Annotated in this window: 27 protein-coding genes, 1 pseudogene and 3 CRISPR repeat arrays; of the genes and pseudogenes, 15 read left to right on the top strand and 13 right to left on the bottom strand. The window is 66.4% G+C overall.

Going from position 1 to position 25,832, the window contains the following annotated elements; genetic code table 11:
* Positions 1-444: 444 nt before the first annotated feature.
* A CRISPR array of direct repeats spans positions 445-695; the repeat unit is 37 nt; unit sequence GTCTCTATGCCCTGTCGGTCGGGCTGCCGGTAGCGAG.
* Between the two features lie 338 nt (positions 696-1,033).
* Genes cas6 through AB0H71_RS25480 form a run of 7 tightly spaced genes read right to left on the bottom strand, consistent with a single transcriptional unit; the run spans position 1,034 to position 9,004 of the window.
* Complete coding sequence (gene cas6, locus AB0H71_RS25510; RefSeq protein ID WP_357025757.1) at positions 1,034-1,744, bottom strand: CRISPR system precrRNA processing endoribonuclease RAMP protein Cas6; 711 nt, start codon at positions 1,742-1,744, stop codon at positions 1,034-1,036.
* On the bottom strand, positions 1,744-2,187 hold the full coding sequence (locus AB0H71_RS25505) for a hypothetical protein (protein ID WP_357025754.1): 444 nt from the start codon (positions 2,185-2,187) through the stop codon (positions 1,744-1,746). Before AB0H71_RS25505 ends, cas6 begins: the two co-directional genes overlap by 1 nt.
* Positions 2,184-3,467, bottom strand: a complete 1,284-nt coding sequence (locus AB0H71_RS25500) for an RAMP superfamily CRISPR-associated protein (RefSeq protein WP_357025751.1) — start codon at positions 3,465-3,467, stop codon at positions 2,184-2,186. Before AB0H71_RS25500 ends, AB0H71_RS25505 begins: the two co-directional genes overlap by 4 nt.
* Positions 3,464-4,831 (bottom strand): type III-B CRISPR module-associated Cmr3 family protein, encoded by a 1,368-nt coding sequence (locus AB0H71_RS25495; RefSeq protein WP_357025748.1) that lies wholly within the window; start codon positions 4,829-4,831, stop codon positions 3,464-3,466. The genes AB0H71_RS25500 and AB0H71_RS25495 overlap by 4 nt, the downstream gene beginning before the upstream one ends.
* Entirely contained in the window at positions 4,828-5,367 is a 540-nt protein-coding gene (locus tag AB0H71_RS25490; RefSeq protein WP_357025745.1) for an RAMP superfamily CRISPR-associated protein, read from the bottom strand. The genes AB0H71_RS25495 and AB0H71_RS25490 overlap by 4 nt, the downstream gene beginning before the upstream one ends.
* Positions 5,364-6,683, bottom strand: coding sequence for a hypothetical protein (locus AB0H71_RS25485; protein WP_357025742.1), 1,320 nt, complete (start codon positions 6,681-6,683; stop codon positions 5,364-5,366). Before AB0H71_RS25485 ends, AB0H71_RS25490 begins: the two co-directional genes overlap by 4 nt.
* Positions 6,680-9,004 (bottom strand): TIGR03986 family CRISPR-associated RAMP protein, encoded by a 2,325-nt coding sequence (locus AB0H71_RS25480; protein WP_357025739.1) that lies wholly within the window; start codon positions 9,002-9,004, stop codon positions 6,680-6,682. Before AB0H71_RS25480 ends, AB0H71_RS25485 begins: the two co-directional genes overlap by 4 nt.
* On the opposite strand from AB0H71_RS25480, the gene AB0H71_RS25475 reads away from it, so the two are divergent.
* The 10 genes and pseudogenes from AB0H71_RS25475 (at position 8,945) to AB0H71_RS25430 (ending at position 16,687) form a co-directional block, all read left to right on the top strand.
* Positions 8,945-9,814, top strand: a complete 870-nt coding sequence (locus tag AB0H71_RS25475; protein WP_357025738.1) for a hypothetical protein — start codon at positions 8,945-8,947, stop codon at positions 9,812-9,814. The two genes, AB0H71_RS25480 and AB0H71_RS25475, sit on opposite strands and share 60 nt — an antisense overlap.
* Complete coding sequence (locus AB0H71_RS25470; protein WP_357025735.1) at positions 9,811-10,161, top strand: hypothetical protein; 351 nt, start codon at positions 9,811-9,813, stop codon at positions 10,159-10,161. Before AB0H71_RS25475 ends, AB0H71_RS25470 begins: the two co-directional genes overlap by 4 nt.
* A 188-nt stretch (positions 10,162-10,349) precedes the next feature.
* A CRISPR array of direct repeats spans positions 10,350-10,674; the repeat unit is 36 nt; unit sequence CTCGCAACCAGGGGCCCGACGAACAGGGCATAGAAA.
* A gap of 121 nt (positions 10,675-10,795) precedes the next feature.
* Complete coding sequence (locus tag AB0H71_RS25465; protein ID WP_357025732.1) at positions 10,796-11,116, top strand: hypothetical protein; 321 nt, start codon at positions 10,796-10,798, stop codon at positions 11,114-11,116.
* Between the two features lie 12 nt (positions 11,117-11,128).
* Positions 11,129-11,608: pseudogene (locus AB0H71_RS25460) on the top strand (reverse transcriptase/maturase family protein); the annotation flags it as partial.
* A gap of 42 nt (positions 11,609-11,650) precedes the next feature.
* The gene (gene cas1 / locus AB0H71_RS25455; protein WP_357026320.1) at positions 11,651-12,223 is read left to right on the top strand and encodes a CRISPR-associated endonuclease Cas1; all 573 of its coding nucleotides are present in this window, start codon (positions 11,651-11,653) and stop codon (positions 12,221-12,223) included.
* Complete coding sequence (gene cas1 / locus AB0H71_RS25450) at positions 12,115-12,513, top strand: CRISPR-associated endonuclease Cas1 (RefSeq protein ID WP_357026318.1); 399 nt, start codon at positions 12,115-12,117, stop codon at positions 12,511-12,513. Before cas1 (AB0H71_RS25455) ends, cas1 (AB0H71_RS25450) begins: the two co-directional genes overlap by 109 nt.
* Positions 12,514-12,516: 3 nt before the next feature.
* Entirely contained in the window at positions 12,517-12,798 is a 282-nt protein-coding gene (cas2, locus tag AB0H71_RS25445; RefSeq protein ID WP_357025730.1) for a CRISPR-associated endonuclease Cas2, read from the top strand.
* Positions 12,799-13,042: 244 nt separating this feature from the next.
* A CRISPR array of direct repeats spans positions 13,043-13,436; the repeat unit is 37 nt; unit sequence CTCGCAACCGACAGCCCGATTCACAGGGCATAGAAAC.
* A gap of 184 nt (positions 13,437-13,620) precedes the next feature.
* Positions 13,621-15,171 (top strand): Eco57I restriction-modification methylase domain-containing protein, encoded by a 1,551-nt coding sequence (locus AB0H71_RS25440; RefSeq protein ID WP_357025727.1) that lies wholly within the window; start codon positions 13,621-13,623, stop codon positions 15,169-15,171.
* Positions 15,168-16,118, top strand: coding sequence for a BsuBI/PstI family type II restriction endonuclease (locus AB0H71_RS25435; protein WP_357025725.1), 951 nt, complete (start codon positions 15,168-15,170; stop codon positions 16,116-16,118). Before AB0H71_RS25440 ends, AB0H71_RS25435 begins: the two co-directional genes overlap by 4 nt.
* An 11-nt stretch (positions 16,119-16,129) precedes the next feature.
* Positions 16,130-16,687, top strand: coding sequence for a hypothetical protein (locus AB0H71_RS25430; RefSeq protein ID WP_357025722.1), 558 nt, complete (start codon positions 16,130-16,132; stop codon positions 16,685-16,687).
* Between the two features lie 850 nt (positions 16,688-17,537).
* Here AB0H71_RS25430 and AB0H71_RS25425 read toward each other — a convergent pair.
* From AB0H71_RS25425 to AB0H71_RS25415, 3 genes are read right to left on the bottom strand one after another with little or no spacing between them, the layout of a single operon-like run.
* On the bottom strand, positions 17,538-17,975 hold the full coding sequence (locus AB0H71_RS25425; RefSeq protein ID WP_357025719.1) for a DUF4254 domain-containing protein: 438 nt from the start codon (positions 17,973-17,975) through the stop codon (positions 17,538-17,540).
* Positions 17,975-18,430: a DUF4254 domain-containing protein gene (locus tag AB0H71_RS25420; protein WP_357025716.1), complete on the bottom strand. Its 456-nt coding sequence runs from the start codon at positions 18,428-18,430 to the stop codon at positions 17,975-17,977. Before AB0H71_RS25420 ends, AB0H71_RS25425 begins: the two co-directional genes overlap by 1 nt.
* 3 nt (positions 18,431-18,433) lie before the next feature.
* Positions 18,434-18,910, bottom strand: a complete 477-nt coding sequence (locus AB0H71_RS25415; protein WP_357025713.1) for a hypothetical protein — start codon at positions 18,908-18,910, stop codon at positions 18,434-18,436.
* Between the two features lie 449 nt (positions 18,911-19,359).
* Between AB0H71_RS25415 and AB0H71_RS25410 the strand changes: the two genes are divergently transcribed.
* Positions 19,360-20,220 carry a helix-turn-helix transcriptional regulator gene (locus AB0H71_RS25410; RefSeq protein ID WP_357025710.1) on the top strand — a complete coding sequence of 287 codons (861 nt, stop codon included), beginning with the start codon at positions 19,360-19,362 and terminating at the stop codon, positions 20,218-20,220.
* Positions 20,217-20,411: a DUF397 domain-containing protein gene (locus tag AB0H71_RS25405; protein ID WP_357025708.1), complete on the top strand. Its 195-nt coding sequence runs from the start codon at positions 20,217-20,219 to the stop codon at positions 20,409-20,411. Before AB0H71_RS25410 ends, AB0H71_RS25405 begins: the two co-directional genes overlap by 4 nt.
* A gap of 75 nt (positions 20,412-20,486) precedes the next feature.
* Here AB0H71_RS25405 and AB0H71_RS25400 read toward each other — a convergent pair whose 3' ends face one another.
* Entirely contained in the window at positions 20,487-20,981 is a 495-nt protein-coding gene (locus AB0H71_RS25400) for a flavoprotein (protein ID WP_357025705.1), read from the bottom strand.
* Between the two features lie 37 nt (positions 20,982-21,018).
* Entirely contained in the window at positions 21,019-22,449 is a 1,431-nt protein-coding gene (locus AB0H71_RS25395; RefSeq protein WP_357025702.1) for a helix-turn-helix transcriptional regulator, read from the bottom strand.
* A gap of 235 nt (positions 22,450-22,684) precedes the next feature.
* On the opposite strand from AB0H71_RS25395, the gene AB0H71_RS25390 reads away from it, so the two are divergent.
* The 3 genes from AB0H71_RS25390 to AB0H71_RS25380 are packed head-to-tail and all read left to right on the top strand — an operon-like array spanning position 22,685 to position 25,176.
* Positions 22,685-23,371, top strand: coding sequence for a hypothetical protein (locus AB0H71_RS25390; RefSeq protein ID WP_357025699.1), 687 nt, complete (start codon positions 22,685-22,687; stop codon positions 23,369-23,371).
* On the top strand, positions 23,368-24,513 hold the full coding sequence (locus AB0H71_RS25385; protein ID WP_357025696.1) for a radical SAM protein: 1,146 nt from the start codon (positions 23,368-23,370) through the stop codon (positions 24,511-24,513). The genes AB0H71_RS25390 and AB0H71_RS25385 overlap by 4 nt, the downstream gene beginning before the upstream one ends.
* An 18-nt stretch (positions 24,514-24,531) precedes the next feature.
* Complete coding sequence (locus tag AB0H71_RS25380) at positions 24,532-25,176, top strand: hypothetical protein (protein ID WP_357026316.1); 645 nt, start codon at positions 24,532-24,534, stop codon at positions 25,174-25,176.
* Between the two features lie 59 nt (positions 25,177-25,235).
* Here the strand turns inward: AB0H71_RS25380 and AB0H71_RS25375 are convergent, their stop codons facing one another.
* On the bottom strand, positions 25,236-25,676 hold the full coding sequence (locus AB0H71_RS25375; protein ID WP_357025693.1) for an NUDIX domain-containing protein: 441 nt from the start codon (positions 25,674-25,676) through the stop codon (positions 25,236-25,238).
* Between the last annotated feature and the right edge of the window lie 156 nt (positions 25,677-25,832).

Below are 25,832 nucleotides of genomic sequence, written 5' to 3'. Positions count from 1 at the left end.
CCGCATCGAAGGCCCGCCGTCGTCGTGCGCGACGGCGGGCCGAGGAAAGCCTACGCGAGTGTCGGCCCGGAAACGGCAGGTCGGAACGACCGTCGCAGGTTCGCGTCCTAGCCAGGACCCACAGAACATGGGCACCCGGAGAATGCCTGGTCATCCGTGGTTCCTACTCCTTGAGATGATGCCGGTCGATCGGCGCGGACTGGTTGCTGTTTTCATGTTCGACGTGCCTCCGGCGGGGCACGTCGAGTATGTGAACGGGACAAACTCGCTACTCCCCTGCGCAACTCGTAGTCGAAGCCCAGTCTCAACTTTGATCCCTGCTCTCGACAGCAGGGCGTTGGCGCCATCGTCGTCGAGTTGAGTTCGCTCGTTCCAGTGCCTCGTTGCTTGAGCCGCCGATAGCGAAACATCGGGAGACCTGATGACCTGCGGCTGGGATGCCGAGTGTCTATGTCCTGTCGGTGGGGCTGCCGGTAGCGAGGGTGGCACCCTGCGAGTGAGCTTCTGGGGAGCGCTGTCTCTATGCCCTGTTGGTCGGGCTGCCGGTAGCGAGTGTCCGGTTCGAGAACACCGGGTGCGTGGTTCAGTCTCTATGCCCTGTCGGTCGGGCTGCCGGTAGCGAGTGGGTTGCCGACGACGAGTGGGTTCGCGAACTGCGGTCTCTATGCCCTGTCGGTCGGGCTGCCGGTAGCGAGAGTAGTCGATTTTCGGTGCTGGTGATGTGCGCGAATGTCGCGCTTTGCGAGCACCTGGTCATTCTGGAACACGTTCCTGATCTTGTATGGTGCGTCTGAACGGTTCCCGCCTACTCTGACCTGCATCGATGGTGCTGCGAGCACCGGTGCAATTTCGGGGTTGTAGCTGGGCTGCTTGTACGGGTGGGATCGGAGTGTTCGGGCTTCGGGTTATTGCCCGGCAGTTCGGGAGGCTGGCAGGTCTATGTGTTGTGGGAGGGGTTGGTTCGTCCTTGCGGGGGCGGGGCCTGTTTGGACGGTTGGTGCTGCTTCTGCTGTCGGGGGTGGGGGTGCAGTGGTCAAGCTGGGGTGGTGTGGGTGAGGTGGCAGCTTCCGTAGCCGTGGGTGGTTTGGGCTCCGATTCCGGCGATGGGTGCGTAGTGGGCGAGTGCGGCGAGGGTGTGGTGGGTGTGGGGTGGGGCAGTGGTGGGGAGGGCGAGGGTGACGGTGCCGAGGTAGCCGGTTTGGTAGCTGGCGTAGGTGGTGCGGGCGCGGACGGTGTGGCCGTCGAGATGAGTGAGGTAGATGTGGCCGATGAGGTCGCGGGTGTGTTGGTCGGTGATGTGGGCGGGTGGGGGTGCGTGGTAGTTCCAGCGGGTGATGAGGTTGCGGGTGATGAGGACGGGGTCGGGCAGGGGGTGGTCGCGGCCGTTGCGGGAGAAGTACATCGGGCTGGTGATGGTGAGTTCGACGGTGCGCACGGGTGCGGTGGTGGCGAGTTGGAGGTAGGTGTGGTGGGTGTGGTGGTGGTCGAGGACGGGGCAGGTGGTGTCGCCGAAGTGGACTGCGGTTGGTGGGGTGGGTGGGGTGTGGTCGGGGAGCCAGCCGAGTTGCCAGATGGCGGTGCCGGGGGTGTCGGTGTGCAGGGGGGTGGTGGCGAAGGGTTTGAGTTGGGCGGTGTGGTCGGCGTCGGGGCGTTCGAGCAGAGTGCAGGCGGCGCCGTGCAGGCGGGCGGGGTAGACCTGCAGGCGGGGTGGGTGTTGCAGGCGCAGGCGGATGAGGGCGGGCATCAGCGGGTGGTGTCCTGGGTGCCGTAGAAGGTGGCGGTGCGGGCGCGGGTGGGCGACAGGGAGATCATGCGGTAGCCGGTGAGCGCGTCACCGGGGTGAACGGTGCGCTGGGCGATCTCGCCCGCGCTGGGGGGCCAGTGCAGGATCGCTTCGATGGTGAGGTGTTCGACGGGTTCGGTTGCCGTGGTGAACAGTTGGCTGGGTGCCGTGGTGTCGGTGGTGAGGGCGGCGCCCCACCAGTGGGGGTGGTCGATGCGGATGCGGAGCCACTGCTGGCGGGTCCAGGCCCACAGGTGGGTGGTGCGGGGTGTGGTGGCGGGCAGGTGGTCGCTGATGTGGAAGCCGTCGTTGTCGGCCCAGGCGGCGTGCAGGGGGAGGCGGGCGAGGTCGGGCCAGTCGGTGGTGTCGCGGCGGCCGGTGGCGTGCAGGGTCCAGGTGGTCATGGGGTTCCCGGTGGCAGCAGGGCGGACAGGTCGGTGCGGGCGGGCGAGGGGCCGGGGTGGGTGAGTTCGACGGTGCCGTACCCGGCGGTGGTGCGGGCGCCGAGGCCGATGAGCCCGTCGTGCAGGTCGTCGAGGGCGGCGGTGAGCAGCGCGAGGTCGGTGGGGTCGGGTTCGTGCTCGCCGAGGTGGTCGATGACGAGGTCGAACTCGCCTGTGGTGATGACGTCGTGGGTGTAGAGGAGCTGGTTGCGGGCGCCGCCGGTGAAGCGGTCGATGGCGACGTGGCGGCGTTGCTCACGGCGGGCGTGGCGGATCTCGGCGTCACCGATGGCGATCCTGGCCCGCCCGGGTGTGCCGTTTTCGTCGGGTGCGCCGTGCCCGAACAGCAGGCAGGGGCGGCAGTGCCCGCAGTCGGCGTGCTCGCAGGCGGGGGCGCCCAGGACCCGGCAGATGTATTCGACCCGGGAGCGCAGGACGCCTTTGAGGGTGCTGCCCGGCACGATGGGCGTGCCGTTGCGGGTGACGATGTCGGCGATCTCACCGTCCCCGCCGCCGTCGGCGGGGCGGGTGGTGCCGGTGCCGATGTGCAGGGCCTCGACGATGCGCAGTGTGCGTTGCAGCAGCGGCGCCGGTGGGGGCTCGGGGGTGAGGGGGTGCGGTGCCGGGTAGTCGGCGGGCCCGGTGATGGCGAGCCAGTCGGTGAGCCCGGCTTCGGAGCGCAGGTCGTAGCTGCGGTGCCCGAGTGCGATCACCTGGGCGCGGCCCGCGCCGAGCGAAGCGCCCGCGCCGAGGCGGGGGTTCCAGTGGCCCAGTGCGGCGTCGAGGGCGGTGAGCTGCTCCTCGGTGGCGTCGTCCCAGCGCAGAAAGATGTCGAATTCTGTTCCGGCCACCAGGGTTTCGTTCCAGTGCAGGGTGTGGGTGCGGGCTGCGGCGCGGTGGCGGTCGATGGCGGTGCGTCCGCGATGCTGCGGCGGGGTGGTGGTGCGGGTGATGCTGCCGAGTACCTGGATCGGTGAGGCGGTGCGGGTTTCGGCGCCCGGGGCGGGGCCGAACGCGTCGCGCAGGGCGGGGATGGTGGTGCAGTGGGCGCGCAGGCTGCCCGCGATGGTGGTTCCGGGCAGGTGCGGGGCGCCGGTGGGGTCGCGGCGCAGCGGGCGGGTGTTACGCACCCGCACCTCACCGTCGGGGGAGGTGAGGGTTTCGGTGCGCAGATCCTCCGGTGCGCTGACCCCGCCCGCCGTGGCCAGCCGCAACCGGACGGTGAACAGTGTCGATCTCATCGCGCCTCGATTCGGTCGAGCACCGTCAGGTAGTGGTCGCGATCGCGGTGTGCGAGCAGCGCGGCCAGCGCCTGGGTCTGTGCGGTGCTGGCGGCTTTGCTGATCGCGGTGAGCAGCCGGGCGTCGGCGGCGGTGTCGGGCGGCCACCGGTCGGCCCTGGCGTGCAGATGCCCGGCGATCTTGGGCCAGCCCGGGAATCCGGTGATGGGGCGGGCTCGCGCGGTGTCATCGACCAGCGAACCCGGCGCCTGCGGCTCGGCCGGGACCGGACCGGCCGGATCGAGCGAGGCCGGGCCGCGCTCCGGGGCGGGCGCGGAGTCACCGCGGGTGGCGGCGGTGGTGTCGGAGGGAGGAACGGTGGCGGTGGGGGTGGTGTCGGAGGCGGGAACGGTGGGGGTGGGGGTGGTGTAGAGGGCGCCGAATCCTTCGCGTCGGCGGGCGCCGATGCCGGTGGTGCGTAGCCGCTCGAGCGCGCCGGGATCGGGTGTGCCGAGTAATCGCACGGTGTAGGTGGAGCCCGCGGCGACGGCGCGCTCGGTGGGTTTGGGCAGCCCGCTGGCGGCGTGCCAGCCGCCGATTCTGCTCCAGCGGGTCCAGGCGCCGGTGATCTCGGCCGCACAGCCGAACGCCTCGCGCAACTGGGTAGAGGAGGGTTGCTCGGCGGGGAAGCCGAAGTCGTCGAAGAACACCCCCGGGGCGGCCAGGCGCAGGATCACGGTGTCGTCGTGGGTTTCGAGCGGGTCGGGGCGCGCGTCGGGGTCGAGGGTGAGGGTGGCGGTGCCGCCGGTGCTGCGTCCGCCGCCGAGCTTGAGCCGTGACAGCGGGGCCCCTTGGTGGTAGAGGGCGGCGACGGCGGGCCCGCTCACCCACCCCGACAGCGTGAGTCCTGGTGCCAATCCGGTTGTCTCGAACAGTTTTTCGTCGAGCGCGACCCCGTCGGGGTCGAGCGCGGCATGGATCCGGGCGACCCGGGGCACGGCGAGGGTGCGTTGGCCTTTGCTGTCGGTGAGGTCCTGTCCGCACTCGGGGCAGCTGGTCGCGGTTTGTCCGCGGGCCTGATCCCACCACCGCTGGCAGTGTGGTCCCGGCGCGTATTTGTGGAGGCGTACCGACAGCGGCACCCGGACCGTGGTTTCGGCTTCCAGGGGTCCGAATGTGCCGGTGCCTTCGAAGATGTCGAGGAAGCGCGTGTCGTCGGCGGCGGGCGGGCCGTGGCGGCGGATCCAGGCCGCCGCGCACGCTCCGCGCAGCACGGCGCCGGGGATGTGGTCGTGGATGTCGTTGCGGTAGCTGCCGCGCGATCCGGCCCCGGGGGAGGTGGCTTGGGTGAGGGTGGCCCGCACCAGAACGCGGGGGTGGGTCACGGAGGGCCTCCGGTGAGGAAGGTCCGGATCAGCTCCGGGCCGGGGGGATGGCTTTCGCAGGTGATGTGCACCCAGCCGAGGCCGCGGCGCCGCCCCGCTCCCAGCGCGCGGGTCGCGCCCGCGGCGACGGTGAGCACGGCGATGTGGGCGGTCTCCTCGGGCAGGGTGTGCTCGGTGTGGACAGTGAATTTCGCGGCTGGGGTGTGGGTTTGTTCGGTGAAGGCGAGCATGTCCTCGGTCGCGACGTGGTCGCGCACGTGGATGCGGGTCGTGCGCTGGGCCGGAGCCCATTCGGTGTCGGGGGTGGCGTTGCTCCACTCCCACCGGCACGGTTGCCGCGGGGAGCCGAAGACCGCGTCGATGCGGGGGTCGCCGGGACCGAGCAGGCGGGTCGTGGTCGCTCGCATGACGCCTTTGAGGCTGGTGGCGGGCAGCGGGTCGGTCATGTCGATGGCGGCGTCGACGCCCGGGCGGGCGCGGCCGCTCGAGACTCGGACCGGCGCGGTGAAGGTGATCCGGAAACGCAGCTCGGTCATCGCCGCCACCATCGCACCATGTCGAGCGCGTCGGCCAGTCCGACCCCGCAGCCAGGGGCCAGGAATGGGCCGACGGTGGCGCCCAGGTCGAGGCGATCCACGTGCGCGTGCAGGTCGGCCTCGGTGGCGTTGCCCGGGCGCAGCAGCCAGGCCAGGCGCTGGCGCTGCGAGTGCGCCACCGCGGCCAACTTCGTGAACTCGGCGGCCCGCTCGCCGAGTGCGTCGGTCGCGAGCGCGGGCCGCTCGGTCTGCTGGTCGCCGTCGTGGGTGATGCTCTGCCAGCTGAGCATGGCTTGTCCCGGCCCGGCGGCCTTGGCCGCCCGCAGCAGCTCGCTGGCGAGCTCGACCACTGTGCTGAACGGGAACGACCGGTGATGGATCACCACGCCCGCCGACAGCGTGGGCGGATCGGGGGTTTGCGGATGCTCGGCGGTGATGGTGGCGACGAAGGCGGCGCTCATCGCGGCGACGAAATCCCACACTCCGTGCGCGGGCACGCTGAGCAGGATGTCGTCGCCGCCGACCAGGTGCGCGATCACCGGCAACGTCTGTCCTCCGGTGTCGATGGCGGCCAGCCCGGCGAGCACCGCCGCCCAGGTCGCGTTGTGGATGGTGTCGGGTAGCTGGGCGAGCACCGCGGGGTTGGCCTCGGCGATGGTCTTGATGAACCGGCCCAGTGCGTTGCCGTCGGCGTAGACGAGCGCGACGTGGGTGTCGTCGCGGTCGGGTCCGAGGCCGAGGCGGGCCAGGTCCTCGAAATCATTGGGCAGAAGACGGGTCTGGGTGCCGAGCCGGTGCAGCAGGTCGCGTTCCGGTCCCGGGGGCGTGCGCGGCGACAGCGCGCTGCCCGCCTGCGGGCGCCGCACCCGGCAGTCCGCGCACAGGGCTTCGGGGCCGCTGTCGTCGGTGGCCGGGAGCAACCGGCACCACGCGCACGGGCGGGCCAGCGGCCACTCCGGGACCGGGGCGGGCCAGTCCACGCTGGAGTCGATCACTCGCTGCCCGTAGGTGGGGCCGCTGGCATGCACCACCCGCAGGGTCGCGGTGGGCAGCCGGGTCCGCAACCGCGTCACCACCGCGCTGCCCACGCTCGTGGTGTCGGCGTCCTCGGCGGCGACCAGCGACACCACCCCATCGATCGGGCCCTGCTCGCGGTTGGGTTCGATGCCCGGATGCCCGGTGAGCAACTCCGCGATCCGGTCCGGGTCGGTGGCCTCGCGGATCATCGTCGACGCCCCGCGCCGCCCCTTGAGAGTGGGGGCCTGGGCCAGCCACTGCTGGATCTGCACCACGCTGATGTCGAGGTAGCGGGTCACCGCGACCGCCGTCGCAGCCGTTGCTGCTGTTCGCCGGTGACGATGTCGATCTCCTGGCTGGCAGCGCTGATATCGGGCAGCGGCTGTAGCGGATAGCCCTGCAACCTGTCGCGGCGATCGCTCTCCCAGCCCGAGGTCTGCTTCCAATACGGGAACCCGCGCGCGAAATTCCGGTCGCCGACGTTCTCGGCTCCGGGTGGATACCAGACCTTGCCCGCGGGCACCTGTCCCATCGCCACCGCCTTGCCGAGCAACGGCCACACCTGCTCGCGCACCGGCGCGGCATGCTGGTCGCTGGCGAATACCCGCACCAGCTCCTCGACCCTGGCCTGGCTCAGCGGGTGCGGCGCGACGGCGGTGTAGCGCTCGCGGGCGGTGGCCGTCCAGCTCTGGCTGTGATCGATCTCGATCCGGCACGACCCGTAACCGAGCGGTTTGCCGCCCCCGATGTGCAGCAGCGCCGAATCCCCGAGCACCCGGTGCGGTTGCAGCGCCGCCAGCAGCGAACCCAGGGCGGTTTCGTCGAGATCGGTGAAGGTGATCGTCGCCTCGAACACCGTCTTGATCTTGAACACCTGGGCGTGGCTCACCATCTCACCGTCCTGCCCGGCCCTGGCCTGGCCCCGGCTCGGCAGCCGCCCGTTCGCGACCCCGGTGTGCCAGTAGAACTTGCGGCCCCGCAACAGCCGCCGCCGCGGAACATCGGCCGCGGAACCCCATTCGCGCAGCGGCGGAATCCCGCCGTCACCCGCCCACTGCGCGGTCTCGAGGTAGTGCTGCCCGGAGCCCGGACGCGGCGCGCCCAGCGGCGGCAAGCTCACCTCGAGCAACTCCGGTTCCACCGCGACCGCGTCCCCGAACCGCACATGCCCCCGATACGAGCGCTGCCACGCGCGCTCACGCTCACCGCGCCCGCGCACATCCGCCGAACCGAACAACCGGCACGACGGGCACAGATCCCCGGGATCCGAACACGGCTCGAAACCCTCCGGAATCCGCTCGCCCGCACTGCCTTCGCCGAACCCCCGCCAGATCAGCGCGGGCTGCACCACATCGGCACTGCGCCCATCCGCGGCCACGCGCACCCACAGCGGCTGGCCCGCGATCACGGTGCGCCGCACCAGATGCCGCTGCCCGACAACCAGGCTCTCACCCGCTGCGTTCGCCGGTCTGTAATGGTAGGTGACCCGCGCGAACCGCTCGGTCTCGGGCACCTTCCGCACCCGCGCCGTGCGCAGGTCATCCGAGCCCTCGACCAGCTCCAGATAGGCTCGCCACGCCTCCTCGGCCACCGGCACCCGGTGTCCGGTCAACCGCCGCACGTGCGCATAGTAGGGGCGCTTCTTCACCCGGGCCGACCCGTCGCTGAGGAACACCACCCAATCCCCATCCGGAGCCGGTGTCGCCGAGACCGGGCGATCATCGCCGTCGCAGTCGATGAACAACCGATCCCCCGACCGCAACCGGGACGCGGCGTGCAGCTGCGCCAGCTTCCATTGATCCAGCCGGTGCCGCACCGGATCACCTTCCTCGCACAACCGCAACACCGGCGGCCCCTGCTTGCCCTCGGTGACCTCACCCGGTGTCTCGACCACCGCGAGCCGCAGCTGCCCGATCCGATACGGATCGGCCTGCTGGCGGTACTGCGGCACCAGATCGGCGTCGAAGACCCGCAGGCAACTGTTCGTCATCGCCTCGTGCAGCGAGCGCACCGCCCCGTGCACCGCCGAGCCCGGCACCATGAACTCCCGGCCGCCGTCTCGATCCGGCCGGCTCGGCGCCGCCTCCCGCGAGTCACTCCGCGACACCGCACCGAACCCGCGCACCAGCACCGGCGTCCGCGCGCTGATCCGCACCCGCAACCGCCCCGACAACAACTCGCTACCACACCGCCCCTCGTGCCCGCCCGGCGCCGACCGCTGCGGCGCACCCGAAAACGGCACGAACGTATACGGATTTACGAACTGCGCGACGATCACGACCTCCCGAACGGTGATGACGAGCAACCGGGCGCGAGCGTACCCTGACCGCCGACCGACGGGGTTACGACCGACACAAAAGGGGAACACTTCGTGCCCGAAATCGCGACCCGAGCCGCTGTCCGCGTGCGTGAATGGTGGTGGCGACCCGACCGGAAACGTCTGGCAACAGCCAACTTCCTGGTCATCTTCGCCGCCACCGGCGCCACCGGCGCCGGTGGGCTGCTGATCGAAGACGCACTCCCCAAACCGGGGGATTCGTTTCTGGTGGTTCCAAGCCGAGTGACCCTGTTCGCGGTCCTGCTGATCCTGCTCGCGCTCGCCCTGTGGTTCCGTGGCCACTCCTACCGCAGCGGCGGCACCCTCTACTACGTCCAAGCCCTCGCCGAAGGCATGACCGACCTGCGCCGCGGCGCCCTCACCGCCGCCGCCGCCCAGCACATGTCCCTGCGCACCCTGGGCCGCTGGATCGACCTCGACCACCACACCACCGACCACGGCGTCATCGACATCGACCACGTCTGCACCGAAATCGGCGCGAGCCTGGAAGCGCTGATCAACAACGACAACCCCGACACCGGCTACACCCTGGCCCCCAACATGTTCTGGCCCATCGCCGTGCGCGTGGGCACCTACCTGCCCCCCGTCCTGCACACCCGCCTGCTCGAACTCAACACCGGCCCCACCCCCACCACCACCCTGCGCCTGGGCACCGAAACCCCCATCACCCTCACCCACACCACCCGCCGCCTCGATCCCACCGCCACCCGCACCGGCATCGTGCTCGCCTTCGCCCCCAACGCCGCACACTTCACCGACACCGACATGGCCCGCCTCGGCGTCGGCGAACTGCACATCCTCTCCGGCCCCGACGGCCCGCCCACTGACACCACCCCACCCCTGACCGCCACCCAGCTCGCCGCCCTGCCCCACGCCATCGCCGCCCACCTCGCCGCCCTCGGCGCCACTGGCGAACGCGCCATCATCGCCTACCTGCCCAAGACCGTCGCCCTCGCCCTCGGCTGGGAACTCGCCCGCAAACAACTCCGCTTCTTCACCGGCACCCACCTCATGCACTACAACTTCGCAACCGGCGACTTCACCCCCATGCGCGTGCACCCCGCCCAGCCCACACTGCCCCCCGCCCCATGACCCGCATCGCCAACCACACCCCCCACCCCGTCACCCTCTACACCCCCGACGGCCGAATCCTCGCCCGCTTTCCACCCCACACCCACCCCGCCCGCCTCGACGAAATCCGCACACCGGCCGCCCCCATCACCCACCAGGGTCGAAACCTACCCCGCACCCTGATCTCCTACCGCGCCACCACCACCAACCTGCCCACCCCCCAACCCCACACCACCCTCATCGTCTCCCGCGTCCTCGCCACCGCCCACCCCGAACGCCACGACCTCGTCTTCCCGCTCGACGAAATCCGCGACCCCCACGGCACCATCATCGGCTGCCGCGGCCTGGGCAGCTTCCACCAGCCATGACCAACCCGTACAACGATCCACGAAACCGACGTAACCAGCGGCGGTGCTCGCAAGCGCAAATCTCCAGCTCACCGAGGGTGGCGGCATTCAAAGAAGACGATCCAAGATCAGGAACGTGTTCCAAGAAGATGAGGTGCTCGCAAAAGTGCTACATTGACCCAGATCAGCCAGCCCGAAAACAGACAGCCCTCGCAACCAGGGGCCCGACGAACAGGGCATAGAAACGCGAGAGCCACCAGATTTAGCCGGTACGGCTCTTACTCGCAACCAGGGGCCCGATGAACAGGGCATAGAAACCTGCGGCTGCTCACCGAAGATGTTGTAGTGGTATACAAAGCTCGCAACCAGGGGCCCGACGAACAGGGCATAGAAACGCGTCATCATGCACAGAAGCGCTTCGGGGTACTTCTCGCAACCAGGGGCCCGACGAACAGGGCATAGAAAGTTTGTGCATCTCCGCGCCTGTTGACTGTTCGCCCGCAACTAGGAGCCTGACGAACAGATCACTGACGCCAGGAAAGCGGTTGTGTCATGACGCGGTGAGTGCGTACACTCTGGGATTGCCACGTTGGTCGGGCGCCTGCCGATTGTTTAACGACCTTGGGAGCCTATTGCCCGGATTCGGGAGGCGCGCATGGGTGAGTTGTTTGCACGGGCCTTCACGCAGCAGGCCCTGCTAAATTCCTGGCAAATTGTGCGGGATAATGCATTGGCTGATGGTCGCTACGACCCGGCCGTGGAGCGTTTCGAAGCCGATGCCGCGCGACGAGTTGCCGAGATCGCCGCGGAGCTCGCGCAGGGGGAATGGCGTCCGGGATCGCTGTTCCGGGTCGAGATCCCGAAATCGTCGGGTGGATTACGGAAGTTGAGTGTGCCGCGGCTGGAAGACCGGGTAGTCGAGCGGGCATTGTTGGCGGTGTTGGATCCAGTGATCGACCCGCGTCTGCTGCCGTAGAGCTTCGCCTACCGCAAGGGCCTGGGGACGAAGGACGCGGTAGCCGAGTTGGTCTCGTCGCGCAACAGCGGCATGGATTGGTGCGCGCGCGGCGACATCACCGACTGCTTCGACAGCATTCCGCGCTGGGAGGTGATGCGGCGGCTGAAACAGCTCGTCACCGATGATCGAGTCGTGCACCTAGTCGGTGCGCTGCTCGAGCGGCGAGTGGCCGACAGTCGCAGTGCGGTCGGGGATCGGGGCCGAGGGCTGCATCAGGGCAGCGTGCTGGCGCCGTTACTGAGCAATCTGTACCTGGATGTCTTCGACCGCGCGATGCTGACGGCAGGTTGGCGGGTGATCCGCTACGGCGACGACTTCGCGATCCCCGTCGCCGATCGTCGCGACGGCGAACGCGCGCTGCAATCGGCGGCGACCGAGCTCTCCGATGTGCGGCTGGAACTCAACTCCGGCAAGTGCCGGGTGGTCTCGTTCGAGGAAGGAGTGCGGTTCCTCGGCGAGACCATCACCGCGTCCACACTCGCGGCCTCGGAAATGCTGTCGCATCCGCTCGAGACCGTGGTCTACGTCGAGCGGCAGGGCGCGGTGGTCCGGACGCGGGGTGACCGGCTGGTGGTCACCGACGGTGAGGAGTCGCTACTGCGGCTTTCGCTACGCCGAGTCCGCCAAGTCGTCGGGTTCGGCGCCGTCGGCTACACGACACCATTCCTGCGCAAGGCCGTCGAATCGGGCATCGATGTGGTACTGCTCAGCGAGAACGGCACACTCGGCGGGCGGTTGAGCTCACCGCTTACCTCCGACCCCTCCGCCCGGCGAGCGCAGTACCGCGCCGCCGACGACGACCGACGCGCCAAAACACTGGCGACCGCGTTCGTCGCCGGGAAGGTCGACAATCTGCGGGTGTCGCTGCTGCGGATCGCGCGCCGAGCCGACGACCCGATCGCCGCCGCGGGCCGCCACCCGACCCGATCAACGCCATGCTGTCCTACGGCTACACCCTGCTGTGTCACGAGGCCATCGCCGCGCTCGAAGCCGCGGGACTGGACCCGATGGTGGGCTTCCTGCACCAGCACCGCTGGGGCAGACCGTCACTGGCCCTGGACCTGATGGAGGAATTCCGGCCGATGACCGTCGACGTAGCGGTCCTGCGCTGCGTGGCCACCGGCCAGATCCGGCCCGAACAATTCAGCACCGAACCCGACACCGGCTCCCGGATGGGAGAAGACGCCAAATACGTCTTCCTCGCCGCCTACGAACGACGCATGCTCACCCTCGTCACTCACCGCACCCTCGGCCGGCGCGTCTCGCTCCGGGTCGCGGTCCACCTGCAAGCCAAAATGCTCGCCCGCCACCTTCTCGACCCCGGCGAGCCCTACCACGCCATGCGCTGGAAGTAGCCCATGATCGCTCTGATCACCTACGACATCACCGACGACCAACGCCGCGAAGACGTCGCCGTCGCCCTGTCCGGCTACGGCCCGCGCGTGCAACTATCGGTCTTCGAATGCGAATGCCGCGACGCCGACGAACTCCGCGACCTGCGCGCCCGGCTCCGCGAAATCATCGACCCCCTCAAAGACCAGATCCGCCTCTACCCCACCACCACGACAACCTTCTCCCAGCGCTACATCCTCAGAGCAACGACAGTCGAGGAACGCGCCGACTACTGGATCATCCGATGAGAAGGTCAGCCCCACGGTGAGCTCCTGCGGCCAATGCCCCAGCCCATCCCGATCCGTGACCCGTACAGAGGTGCGCCACCAAGCGCTCAAACCGCTCCGGTGCTCGCAAGCACGATCGCCGCAGGTCAGACGGGTTGCAAGTCTCAAGAGAGCACACTCCAAGATCAGGAACATGTTACAGAAACAGGGGGTGCTCGCAAGGTGCTACATTAGGGCAGGTCAGCGCGGATGGAAATCGACAGCCCTCGCAACCGACAGCCCGATTCACAGGGCATAGAAACTGACGACGGTGCCGGCCGTCCTCGGGGCAAGCCCCGACTCGCAACCGACAGCCCGATTCACAGGGCATAGAAACATATGACCCTTGGGGGGTTGCTTCTGGTAGGCCTCTCGCAACCGACAGCCCGATTCATAGGGCATAGAAACAGCGCGGCATCGATGGTGGTACCTGTGACGGCTCGCAACCGACAGCCCGATTCACAGGGCATAGAAACTCCCAGCGCTGCCACGACTGCCATGCACCGCAGCACTCGCAACCGACAGCCCGATTCACAGGGCATAGAAACACGTCTTGTAGGCGAAGATGAGCTTCGCGACGAGCCTCGCAACCGACAGCCCGATTCACAGGGCATAGAATGCTGTCCCACGTGAGGAACTCCTGGACGGGCAGCTATCGCAACCGGCGGACGGTGCCGGGCTGACGTGCTTCCGACCCGCCCACCTAACTCTGTGGGCGCTGACCGAGCATCTTGTACGAAGACCGGGCCGAGGGAAGCTCATTCGAGTGTCGCGCACGGTGGCCGGAGCCACCGGCACACGCCGATGCTGACCGGACGTCGGGCGCTCGGGATGTTGCGGCATGATGTTCCAATGTGCTGCGATCTGCTGACCTCGGCCGAACGGAACCGCGTCGCCGTTTTGTCTGGTCTGGACCCGAAGCGTCAGGAGACTCTGGGGCAGTTCTTCACGCCCAGTCAGGCCGCGGTCCTGATCGCCAGCATGCCTCGGCTCCCAACTGAGGGGCACCTTCGAGTTCTTGATCCAGGAGCCGGCTCCGGCATGCTCGCCGCAGCGTTGGTGGCCCGCGTCCTCGCCGAGAGCAAGGAACTGTCTGTCCATATCGTCGCGGTCGAGTGCGACCCGTCTGTGGTGCCCTTCCTGGAGGACACTCTTGCAGCCTGCGTCGATGCGGCCCCGGACAGGGTCAGTGCAGAACTGATCGTCGCTGACTACATCACCGCAGCTACCGGGCTCGGCGCAGACGAGCGTTTGACCGGTTTCGACATGGTTATCCAGAACCCGCCCTACGCGAAACTGGCTGCCTCCTCCCCAGCGCGTGCGGCCGTCCGGAGCATGGGTGTGGACGCTCCGAACCTCTACGCAGCCTTCCTAGCGCTCGGGGCAGGCGCTCTCCGAACCGGTGGCCAGCTCGTCGCGATCACCCCGAGGTCCTTCTGCAACGGACCCTACTTCGGGGACTTTCGACGCTACTTGCTGGAGCAGATCACCCTCGACCGCATTCACGTTTTCGATTCCCGCTCGACGGTATTCGCCGACACGGGCGTGCTCCAGGAAAATGTCATCATCTGCGGGAGCAAGGGCGGCATCTCGCGTGACGTGATGCTGTCCAGCAGCGGTGGGCACCGCGATGAGATCACTGGCCGTCAGGTTCCGTACGCGGAGGTCGTCCATCCCGACGACGCCCATCGGTTCATCCGGATTGCCGCCAATGCCGACGACACCGAGATCGCAGAGCAGATGCTTTCGCTCCCTCGGACCTTGGCAGCGCTCGGACTGACCGCATCCACCGGACGCGTGGTCGACTTCCGCTCGAGGCACTGCCTGTTGCCTGAGAAGGCGCCGACCGCGGTACCGCTGATCTACCCTGCAAACCTTCGCGACGGCCTGGTGACCTGGCCACGTGAGATCCGAAAGCCACAATGGTTTTTGCCGACTACGGACAAGGACAAGAAACTTTTGCTACCGCAGGGCTGGTACTGCGTCATCAAGCGCTTCTCGTCCAAGGAGGAACGCCGCCGGATAGTCGCGTCCGTGTGGTCGCCTGACGCGGTACCCGGCCCGGTGGCCTTCGAGAACCACGTCAACGTGATCCATGTCGACGGCGAAGGCTTGGATCGCGATCTGGCCTTCGGTCTATCCCTGTGGCTCAACTCCACATTGGTCGACAAGTTCTTCCGCACCTTCTCCGGCCACACCCAGGTGAACGCGACGGATCTCAGGACCCTCCGATTTCCACCTCTGGATGTACTTCGTGATCTGGGTTCCCTTGCACCACCGCAACTTCCGGGACAACCATCGGTTGACTCTCTGGTAGAGCAGAAGGTACTCGATGTGGTAAATAAGGCTGCGTGAACGACGCCTCCGACAGAGTCGAAGAAGCAAAGGTCCTGCTGCAAGCCCTGGGTATGGACTCCGAACGCTCCAACGAGCGCTCGGCCCTGACTCTGCTGGCGCTTCTCCAGCTTCGGCCATCCGACCCGTGGCCGATGGCGAGTAGCCCCATGCTCGGCACTCGGGCCATCATGGACTGGATGCGGGACGAATACAGCAAGAACTACGCCCCGAATACCCGGGAAACCGTTCGGCGCTTCACGCTTCACCAGTTCGCCGACGCAGCATTGGTACAGCAGAACCCCGACGATCCGAACCGGCCGACGAATTCTCCAAAGTGGAACTATCAGATCGCCCCGGGAGCGCTGGAGGTCGCGCAGAGCTTCGGCACGAAAGTCTTCGGTGAGACGCTGAAAGACTATCTCGTCGCTGCCCCGGGGCTGAAGGAACTTTATGCTGCTGCCCGGGAAATGAGCAGAATCCCTGTGGTCAGCCCTGATGGCAAGAAGTTCACCTTGTCTCCCGGTGGGCAAAACCCGCTTATCAAGCAGATGGTCGAAGAGTTTTGCCCCCGGTTCACCCCCGGTGCCGAAACGCTATACGTCGGCGACGCTGGCGACAAGCTCGCGGTGTTCGAGAAGAAACGCTTCGAGCAGCTCGGCGTGATTTTCAACACTCGGGGAAAGATGCCCGACCTAGTAGTTTACATCCCAGACAAAGAATGGCTCGTGCTAATGGAGGCAGCCAACTCGCACGGGCCGGTCGATTCCAAGAGGCGCATGGAGCTCGCTACCGTGTTTAAGTCGGCGGAGCCGGGACTCGTCTATGTCTCCTGCTTTCCGAACCGCAAAAAAATGCGCGAACATCTTCCCCTAATAGCGTGGGAGACCGAAGTGTGGTGCGCGGATGAGCCGACGCACCTCATGCACTTCAACGGAGAACGCTTCCTCGGCCCGTACGATTCCTGAAAGCAGCTTATATGTCCTATATTCGAGGAAGAGTTCAAGATAGCTTCATCGCGGAAGCGAAAAAAATTCGTGCTCTCCGGGACAAACAGTATCCAAATTTGTACCGAGAGGTAGATACGGACGAGCGGTGGGTCGGCGAGGTCGGCGAGTTGTGCTTCAACGGATGGGCTAGGCGAAACACTTCTCTGCCAGTGGTTTGGATCAAGGATAACGCTGCAGGCGCAGCCGACTTTCTGATCGGCGGGACGCCCGTCGGGTTAAAGACTGTTAAACGAAAAGTGCGCCCCAACGATAGGTACACTGCGCAGATCAGCGCGAAGCATATAACTGAGCCCGTCGATTTCTACTTTTTTGCTTGCTATATGCATAAGGTGCAGGAGATGTATCTGCTGGGAGCGATAACTCGCACGGATTTCCTGCGCCAAGCTCGCTATTATGGAGCTGGAGAGCAGGTGCATGAGAACTATACGATCCGAGAAGGGCATGAGATTTACAACATCGAAATCGGCAAACTAACTCCGCCGCTGCCGTGGTTGAAGTCGCTTTCGCCCGCTGCGCCCATGAATTAAGAGTGCTAGCGAGGCTGCGCCCTGTCCGGCCCTCTGAGCTGGGTAACAGCAGCTCCGGTGCTTGGGAGACAGAACCTAGTGCGCGTGCCGCAGCGTCAGTGAGGCGGCTGCGGGTGATGGACGTCGGAATACGCCGCCCAGCTATCGACCGCCGCAGTTCGGTCCCTGGGCAACCGCGGGTTTGCTACAGTCACCGTTATGGTTGCAGCTGCGCTACTTCACCGACTGCGATGAGGCCATCCAAATGAATGTCCGCGCCTGGGCGCGCACCGAGGAATTCGCCGTGCGGGGTTGCGCCGGAACAGGAACTGAGGCACCAACCTGGCGCTGACACCGGTCATTTGAAAATGCACAATTGGGTTATCTCGCCGAAGAGACTCCGGTAGGAGTAATCTTAGCGTCGGTCCAGGAAAAGCCCTGGAACCGATCCGACGGCGAGTCCGTTGACCCTGCCGACTTCCCGTTGCTGGGCACAGCGACGTTCATCGCGTCGGAGCACCGTGGTCGTGCATACGCTTCGGCAGCTAAACAAGCCATCAGCGAACACGAGGCGGCGAGCCGAGTTCGCTCCTTTGGCTGCATGATCCTCGCTGACAACCCAGACAGCCTGAGATCGATCGCGAAGGCTGGGTACGAATGCGTCCGGACCGAGCCCGTGCAGGGCAAACCCGACCGGCTCCACTTCCGCAAACACCTCTCGGACTCTGGTTGCTTCCGAATCGCATGAATTGTGTCGGGTTGAGATGGCTCCCGACCTACGCAGCTGTGCCTGAGGAGGTGAGCCGGATCGGGACAGCCGACAGGACCCCTTCTTTCGCGCTCTGTCGGCAGGTGACATGGAGGCCGATCGTCACACAGAGGTGGTGGTCGTGGGTAGGCGGCGGGTTCCGGCGAGTAGTTCGGTGACCAGGTCTGTGTAGGCGGTGCCGAGGTCGTCCACGAAGTCCATGGCTTCTACGAATACGTCTTCGGAGGCACTGGCGAGGGCGGTGTAGGTATAGGCGGTGAGCTGGGCGAGGCGGTCGATGACTTGGCCCATGGTCTGGGTGTGCACTCGCGCTCCGGATGTAGGTTCGGGGATGACGAGGTGGACCCAGGTGTCGATGGTGGCCATCAGCCGGGATCGTTCGGTGTCGATCACCTCGAGGGCGCTGTGGGGGGTCTGTTCGCGTTGCTGGTGCAGGAGCGCCAGGTCGGCTGCGGCGTCCAGGACGGGGTCGTCGGTGGGCAGCGGGAATCCCCGGCAGGCGGCGAGCAGTTCGGTTTTGTCGGGCAGGACGGGGCGCATCAGGATTCCTCCCCCGGGGCGGGTAGTCGCGTCGAGCGTTGCGTCAGCGCGAGGGCGAGTTCGGTGTAGCCGTCGACCAGCTCGGCGAGCTGGTACCAGGCGGCGTGTACGTGCGGGGCCGACACGTCGTCGGTGGTCATCAGCAGGTGGTAGGCGTGGGTTTGGGTGCGTGCGAGGTGGTCGATGACCGCGCCAAGGGTTTCGGTGTGCAGCCGCGCGTCCGGGTACGGGATGGGCAGGTTCCCGGACGCCCAGAGATCGACCGCGAGCGCTAATTCCTCTCTGCGACAGTTGCACTCACTCGGACGCGCGTGTGGCTGTTGGTATAGGTGGCCGAGTTCGCCAGCGAATCGGGTGACCGGGTGCGGGGCGATGTGGTGCCCGCGGATCGCGGAGCACAATTCTTCGGCGGAGGGCAGCAGCGGTGGCGTGGGATCGCGAGAGGGAACGGGCATTGTTCACCTGCTGATCCGCTGGGGAAGCAGCAAGTCGAGTTCGAGGCGGGCGGCGGCCAGCACCGTCGTTCGCGCGGGTAACTGGTCGGCGGCGACCGGTGGAGACAGCCAGCGCCAGCCGCTGGGGTGATCGTTCATCGGCAGCCAGATCCGCTGCCCGCCTACCAGCACCCGGATCCCTCGGGTGGCCAGTGCGTGCATGGTGCTCGATGTCATCGCCCGGCCCCAGGCCGGGCCGACCAGGAATACCCAGGCTCGGTTCGTTCCTGTGTGGGTCAGGATCGGCGTCGATTCACACCGGTGGTGGCCCACCAGCTGATCGCGGACCCGGACGCCTAGTTTCGGGGACATCGCTACCGCCCCCAGCCTGGGGGCGGCGATCAGAGACACCCGGCCGGACACGCAGCAGACCCTGGTGAACCCGAGCCTTCGATAGACAGCGGCAACGTCGGTGGCGGTGTGGCACTGCTGGAACATCACGGCACCGCCCACCACTCGTGAGCCGTCTGTTCGGTGGCCGCCTTGCACTGGCTGTTCGGTTCGCCCAGCTCGACGTCTGCGGCACGACGCCCGCGCGCGACCCTGGTGGTGAGCGTGATGACCGCCGTAGCCGACGCGGTAACCGGCTCCCGGTTCGTCGCGCTGCTCTCCGGGAATCGCGGAACTACTCCTCCGCTGCGCAACCCATCGGAAATGTGGCTCTGAACTGGCATTTTGCACCTCACCGGATAGTCCGAACGGCCCCTCTACGCGGGCCGGACCTGCTATTTCAGTACAACATGACATATGTCATTCAGCAATGTTTTTAAACGACAAATGTTCATTAGACGAGTGTCATTATGAAGTACGTAGGCGACGGTGTTCTCGTCTCATACGTCAGTCAAAATGACTGGTAGCCTTCGGGCTGTACACGAAAGGGAGGCGCGTGAATGGCCGAGACGAGCGAAGTCGCGCGACGCAAGCTGACTCGTCAACTCCGCGAGTTGCGCGAGGCCGCGGGGATGACGCAGCAAGCCGCTGCCGACAGCCTCGAATGGTCGCTGTCGAAGTTCAACCGGATTGAGAAAGGGTTGAGCGGGCTGCGCGGCCTCGACGCAAAGAACATGGCCGAGTTGTACGCGCGACCGGATCTCGCCGAATCCCTGTCCGCGCTCGCCATCGCCGCGAAGACGAAGTCCTGGTACCACGAGTACGGAGACGTAATCCCGGAAGCGTTCGACATCTACATCGGGATGGAAGCAGCGGCCGACCGGCTGCGCTGGTTCGAGAGCGAACTCGTTCCCGGCATCTTCCAGACCGAAGATTACGCGCGGACCCTGATCCGCACCGGCCGACCGGATGCGCCCGCCGAGGAGGTCGACCGCCGGGTGCGACTCCGGCTCACCCGGCAAGCTCTCCTGACCCGGGAAGACGATCCGCAGGACTGGCACATCGTCCTCCCGGAAGGCGTGCTCAACCGGCCCGTCGGCGGTCGCGCTGTCATGGGAGCTCAACTCGACCGGCTGCTCGAGGTAGCCGATCTGCCCAACGTCACCCTCGGGGTCATTCCCGTGGCCGCCGGAATGCACTACGGCATCCTGAGCGGCCCGTTCGTCCTGCTCGACTTCCCCGATGTCGGCGAGCCCACGACCGTGTACATCGAAGGCTTGACCGGTGCCCTCTACACCGCAGACACCAAGCAGGTCGATCCTTACCGCGCCGCGTTCGACGCCATCGAGCAGGCAACTCGCACCGCCACCGAGTCCAAGGAGCTGATCGCGCAAGCAGCGAAGGAGATGAAGAAGAGATGACCAACGCCCGCTGGTTCAAATCCAGCTACAGCAACGCGAACGCGAACTGTGTCGAGGTCTGCCATTTCGCCGAGGAGACCGGCGTCCGGGACAGCAAAAACAACGGAATCGGCCCAGTTCTGACGTTCTCCCTTGCTGCCTGGACTGCGTTTGTGGACGGCGTACGCGGCGGAGAGTTCGACAACCCCTGACGCTCGATGCTCCCGAGGTCGACCATGCAACGCCACATCACTGGGCGGCGGGCCAGCCGCGTGGCCGTCTGCACCCTAGTCGAGGGCTTTGAGCGCGGTTGACCAGGGCACCGGATCGCCTTCGTTGATCCGGATGAAGCGCACGCCCCAGTCGGTGAGGCTGGAGAGTGCGGCAGCGATTGGAGGAAACTGGAATTGAGCTGCTCGTCCGTGGGGAACCGCCACGACGGGTAGCCCGCCGCCAACCGTTTCGACCAACAACGCAAGGGGCAATGTGTCGCCGATTCCGGCTGCCCATTTCGCCATCGAACTTGTCGTCAACGGCGCGGCAATGACCGCATCAGGCGGTGGAAGCAGGTCCTTGGTGCCCGGAACCTTGAACTCCGACCGAACCGGATATCCCGTCTGAGCTGCCAGCGCGTCGACGTCGATGAACCGAGCTCCGTTGGGGGAGGCCATCACACACACCTCCCAACCGTCTGCCTGCGCAAGATCCACGAGTTCGCCGACGTCCCCCGCCCCACCGGCTCCAGTCACGATCGCGTACAGAACTCTAGCGCGCTCACCCATGTCCCTATCCTGGCAGGCGCTGGCCGCTACGTCTGCGCTACAGCGCCCCGGCCCCGACCCGGGTGGCGAGTTTGCCGAGGTCACCCGTAACAAGGTCGCGTCCGGCCCTGCCCAGCATGTGACCCACCACCTCCTGCACGGTGTCCATCTTGCGAACCTGTTGAGGCGCGATGCGCTCGGCTCGCAATAGCGCGTCCAGGGACATGGCGTAGTCGTCGCGAGCCGCCGCGGCACGACCCACTTCGACGAAGTACTGCGCGGCGCGGCCCACAGTGGGCAACGATCGAGGATCGAGGCGCTGGGCAAGATCAAGTACTCGCTCTGGTGAGCCCTCTTCCATGGCCACCGTCATGTTCCACAGTGCCACGTTGGCTGAGCCAAACGAGATATTGCCGACGATCGTCGTCGGGTCATCAATGGTCGAGCGGTCGAGCTGAGCTGCGCGCTCGGCGGCCTGAGCAAGGTGATCGTGCGGGCTGCCTCCCATGGTGGCGGTGACCAGAGACGCCTGCAAATGGAGCATCCCGACGGTCTGTATCTCGGGGGCGGTAGCTGCCTCCGGCCCGACCAGCGCGGCGGCATGAACGGCGCAGTCCAGAGCGGCTTTCAACGATTCGGGTCGCGCCAGCAGAACCTGGCTACGCACGTAGGCGCCTGAAGCGATGCCCTGTCGACTATCGATGCGTTTGGCGGCAGATTCTGCGGCCTGCGCGGCGGTCCACGCGACCCCGAAGTAGCCACGTGCGCGCAGTGCCACCGACGTCTCGGAGGCAACCTGGGCCAACGCATCCCACGCTGTACGGCGGTCTCTGGGTCTTCCGCCGTGGGCCTGCCGGTAAAGATCGGTGATGACCGGTGCCAGCAGAGGTGCGAGCGTCGCGTATTCACAGGCCATCTGGAGCTTTGTGATCCGCCTGGCGAGCATCACCAATTCGCCGATCTCGCGAAGCGGCTGATCGTTGCCGACGTTGCCCGCTGCCCAGAATGCTGTTTCGACGGCTGGGACCGAGGCGTCGAAGTCGTCGGCGGCTGGACTGCTGCTGGGGAGAATGTCCTCGGCTGTTGCCGAGGCGACGGACGCTGCCGCGAGAACGAGCAGCTGTCGACGGTCGACTTCGGTCGCTGCGTCTCGCCGCGGGAGACGGAACCAGAGCAACTCCTCCGGGATGTGAAGAGCAGTGGCCCATTTGACGAGCTTGGACATCATTTCCGGGGCGACGCCGGTCTCGATCCGGCTCAGCGTGGCCTGCGACATGTCGAGCCAATTCGCGACGTCGAGCTGGGTGATCGGGGACTCGTGCATCGGATGTGTGCGGAAGGCGAAAATCACCCTGCCCATGTGCCAGGAGGCCAGCGCATCGCGCATGTGATCACTGGCCCAGAACTCCGCAGACATGACGGGCGCGCCGACAGTGGGTGTTTCTCGCGCGCAACCGCTGCACGTCGTGCCGGTGTTGAACCGGCTCATCCGCGCCCCGCACTCCGGGCATTCACGCCTGTTCCCGGTCGTTCGCGCCATCTGCCCCGCCTCCGCGACCATGCCTTTCCCCCAACGATTTTTTGACGGTACCACCACCGATATACAGCGCGTATACGACTGCTGCATATCCGCAGATTCACGAGACCCATAGTGCGTATAGCCATTTCCCGCTCGTCGCGGCGATCGTGTGGGTGTCCGACATGAGACCTGCGGAAGGGGCGACATGGCGCTATCTCTGCTGGTGCCGATCCTGGGGCCACCAGCATCCGGCAAGACAACCCTCACGCTCGCACTCGGCAAAAGTCCCGACCGTCAGGTATTTCGGCTACGCGAACACGTCTCCCCCGAAATTGTCAGGCAGACAGCCAGCCATGGGCCCCGTGACCTCGGATGGATTGACGATGACGTCGTGGATCTAGCGGTGCGGCAGTACCTGAGCGCTGTAGCGGCAAACTCGCGGATCTGCACAGTGCTCCTGGACAACTATCCCGGAACCGGCAAGCAGGTCGACATGCTGCTGGACACCACGCGGGTACTCGCGCCGGACTGCATATTCGAGCCGATCGAACTCGTGCTCGATGCGCCGGCCAGGCGCAAGAGGGCCCGCGCACGCCGAGTCTGCCACCGGTGCGAGCACGATCCAGCGGCCGATCCTCGCCTTCCGGCTACTCCGTCGAAGCTTGGCGGATGGACCTGCGGGAACTGCGGCTCGTTGCTGCACCCGCGGCGAGGCGACGCGCCGTCGCTGTTCGCCGCCCGCACCAAACGCCACGACGACACGGTGGAAGACGTGCGTGCTGCGTTCGACCGGGTAGGCATCGCCACCAACTCCGTCGATGCCGCCGATGCCGCTGCGACTGTCGCACGAATCGTAGAGCCCCTGCTCATCGTTAGGAGCACCACCGCGTGACCAGCACAACTCCTCTGGGATTCCCCACGTTCCGCCCGGACACCTACGGCCACGCCCGCATGCCACGCAACGCCGACCAGCGCGAGCCCCACCGGGTCGACAAGATCGCCTACGGCCGATTCCGCAACGTCTACCTCTACATCACCGAGGCGTGCCAGCTGCGGTGCGAGCACTGCTACATGGGTGAACGGCTCGAACGGGCGCTGAAGATGACCCCGCAGCAGATCGTCGACACCCTCACCACCTGGCGGCAGCTCGGCGGCGACAAGCTCACCATCCTCGGCGGCGAGCCCACCCTGCACCCCTGGTACGCCGAGGCGATCCGCGCAGCGAAGACCATCGGATACGGCCACGTCATCACCACCACCAACGCTCAAGCCATCGCCCGCCGCAAGTTCGCCCAGCTCACCCCCGAGGACTTCGCCTACGTCCAGGTCAGCATGGACGGCGGCAGCGCGGCCACCCACGACGCGGTCCGCGGCGAGGGCACCTTCGACCAAGCAATGGAGACCAGCGCCGAACTGTGCGAGCGCGGCTTCGACACCCGCATCATCTGCACGGTCAACAAGGCCAACGAAGGCGACGTCCTGCGGTTGCTCGATATCGCCGATGACATCGGTGCGAGCCTCGTCAAGTTCCACGTGTTCTCCACCATCGGCACGGGCCACGGCAACGCCGATATGGCGATGAACCCGCTCGAATGGGTGAGCTTCTGCGAGCGGCTCGAACGGGTTGCTCCCGAATACAAGTCGCGCGTGTGGTTCCAGCCCACCTATGCGCGCCGCGATCAGATGGACCGATTCGCCGGAGAGGGCTATCAGGGCTGCATAGGCCGCACGCTCGACCGCATCTCCATCTTTCCCGACGGGCGTTGCTACGTGTGCAGCTACTTGTTCGATACCGACACTTATTACGCCGTGATGCGTGACGGTCGGGTGCTGCTCAACCGCGACAGCGAAGTCAACGAATTCGACCTGTGCACCCAACCCCTCGTCGGCAGTGCATGCGGCGATTGCAAGGCGTCGGCCTGCATGGGCGGCTGCCCCGCCGAGGAGTTGGTCATGGGTGCCTCGTCGTGCTCGGCCTACCCCGACATCGTGCCGGTCTGCCGACTGTGGAAATCCAGCGCGAAACCCGAATAGGAGACCCCTGTGCACACCATGGAAACCGTCATCGAACCCCTGCGCTCGCTCGACTGGAACGACGTGGACGCCGTCGAATCGGCGACACGCAAATCCTTCGAGTTGCTCACCGCCCCGAATTACCTCCTGCGTGGTGCGCTGGCCAGACTGTTCGACACTCCCGCTCTCGTCGCCCTGTGCGAGCATTACGACATCCTGGACAAGATCGTCCTGCACGACGACCTCGAATCCGGGATCCGGCTGCGCCTGCACATCTTCGGTCCCGGCTACCACGACCGGCCCCACAACCACCGCTGGACCTACGCCAGCCACATCCTGCGCGGGGAATACCGGCACCGGCTCTACGGCGAGGCCGAGCTCGGCACCGAGATCGATGTGTCGAGCCTGCATGCGGTACACGTCCGGCAGGAACGAGTCGGGGCCAGCTACGCGCTGCATCACAACGCCATTCACGCCGTGGTCGCCGAACCCGGCACCGTGTCCCTGGTCCTGCGCGGCCCCGCCATCAAGGACCGGTTCCTGGTCATGGACGCCAAGAACGGCGAGTCCTGGTGGCAATACGGGGCGACCACCGAATCCCCCGAAGCCGCTGCGAAGAAGCACCTGTCCCCGCAGCGGCTCGAGGAGCTGATCGCCTCGCTCGATGAGTGGCAGCTCATCTGACGAGGTCTAACGACGGTGGGGGCCGGAGAGAGAGGCGAAGCGGTCCCCACCGTCACCGATCACCAGCCGTAAAGCGACAGAGACTTGCCGGACGAGATGTGGCCCAACGCTTCCCGGCAGTACGGGATCATGTCCGCTGGCAGCTCACTGGGGCCGAACCACTCCAGCGCATCGCACTTGTCGGGCTCCATGTTCGTCGGCTCGCCCTGCCACCGCCGAACGTGGAAGAAGAAAGCCACGCGGCCACCGGACGAGCTGTTGTGCATGATGTGCGCGAACTCGACGTCCTCGGGCGCGATCTGCACACCAATCTCCTCGACAGCTTCGCGCACGAGCGCCTCGACCACCGATTCCTCGGCCTCGAGGTGCCCCGAGGGCGGGTGGAATGCCCCATCGGCGTATCCGGTGCCCGCTCGCCGACCGAACAGGGTCCGGCCCTGGTCGTCGGTGAGCAGAAGGTGCACATCACCGATGAGGGTGTGCCTTTCAGTGCTGGCCACAGCCATTTCTTGCCTCTCTCTCGATGCGCTCGACCTGAACGCGAGCACGACCATAGGCCATCGCCGGACTCGCCCACTACTCGATGACCCTCAATTGGAACTGGAGACCCATGCCGTCGCACCAAGCGACTCACCTTCGCAGTGAAGACCCGCTCC

The organism is Nocardia sp. NPDC050697, from assembly GCF_040654395.1.
Classification (GTDB): domain Bacteria; phylum Actinomycetota; class Actinomycetes; order Mycobacteriales; family Mycobacteriaceae; genus Nocardia.
The sequence above is the reverse complement of the archived record's forward strand: the minus strand, read 5'-3'. Positions and strand labels throughout refer to the sequence as shown.

Excerpts from the sequence above, each read along its gene's own strand:
- AB0H71_RS25400 (WP_357025705.1), bottom strand. The coding sequence starts at position 20,981 with ATGGGTGAGCGCGCTAGAGTTCTGTACGCGATCGTGACTGGAGCCGGT.
- AB0H71_RS25425 (WP_357025719.1), bottom strand. The coding sequence starts at position 17,975 with ATGCGCCCCGTCCTGCCCGACAAAACCGAACTGCTCGCCGCCTGCCGG.
- AB0H71_RS25440 (WP_357025727.1), top strand. The coding sequence starts at position 13,621 with ATGCTGACCGGACGTCGGGCGCTCGGGATGTTGCGGCATGATGTTCCA.
- cas2 (WP_357025730.1), top strand. The coding sequence starts at position 12,517 with ATGATCGCTCTGATCACCTACGACATCACCGACGACCAACGCCGCGAA.
- AB0H71_RS25395 (WP_357025702.1), bottom strand. The coding sequence starts at position 22,449 with ATGAGCCGGTTCAACACCGGCACGACGTGCAGCGGTTGCGCGCGAGAA.
- AB0H71_RS25380 (WP_357026316.1), top strand. The coding sequence starts at position 24,532 with ATGGAAACCGTCATCGAACCCCTGCGCTCGCTCGACTGGAACGACGTG.
- AB0H71_RS25405 (WP_357025708.1), top strand. The coding sequence starts at position 20,217 with ATGACCAACGCCCGCTGGTTCAAATCCAGCTACAGCAACGCGAACGCG.
- AB0H71_RS25490 (WP_357025745.1), bottom strand. The coding sequence starts at position 5,367 with ATGACCGAGCTGCGTTTCCGGATCACCTTCACCGCGCCGGTCCGAGTC.
- cas6 (WP_357025757.1), bottom strand. The coding sequence starts at position 1,744 with ATGCCCGCCCTCATCCGCCTGCGCCTGCAACACCCACCCCGCCTGCAG.
- AB0H71_RS25390 (WP_357025699.1), top strand. The coding sequence starts at position 22,685 with ATGGCGCTATCTCTGCTGGTGCCGATCCTGGGGCCACCAGCATCCGGC.
- AB0H71_RS25505 (WP_357025754.1), bottom strand. The coding sequence starts at position 2,187 with ATGACCACCTGGACCCTGCACGCCACCGGCCGCCGCGACACCACCGAC.
- AB0H71_RS25465 (WP_357025732.1), top strand. The coding sequence starts at position 10,796 with ATGGGTGAGTTGTTTGCACGGGCCTTCACGCAGCAGGCCCTGCTAAAT.
- AB0H71_RS25470 (WP_357025735.1), top strand. The coding sequence starts at position 9,811 with ATGACCCGCATCGCCAACCACACCCCCCACCCCGTCACCCTCTACACC.
- cas1 (WP_357026320.1), top strand. The coding sequence starts at position 11,651 with ATGCTGTCGCATCCGCTCGAGACCGTGGTCTACGTCGAGCGGCAGGGC.
- AB0H71_RS25410 (WP_357025710.1), top strand. The coding sequence starts at position 19,360 with ATGGCCGAGACGAGCGAAGTCGCGCGACGCAAGCTGACTCGTCAACTC.
- AB0H71_RS25420 (WP_357025716.1), bottom strand. The coding sequence starts at position 18,430 with ATGCCCGTTCCCTCTCGCGATCCCACGCCACCGCTGCTGCCCTCCGCC.
- AB0H71_RS25430 (WP_357025722.1), top strand. The coding sequence starts at position 16,130 with ATGTCCTATATTCGAGGAAGAGTTCAAGATAGCTTCATCGCGGAAGCG.
- AB0H71_RS25500 (WP_357025751.1), bottom strand. The coding sequence starts at position 3,467 with ATGAGATCGACACTGTTCACCGTCCGGTTGCGGCTGGCCACGGCGGGC.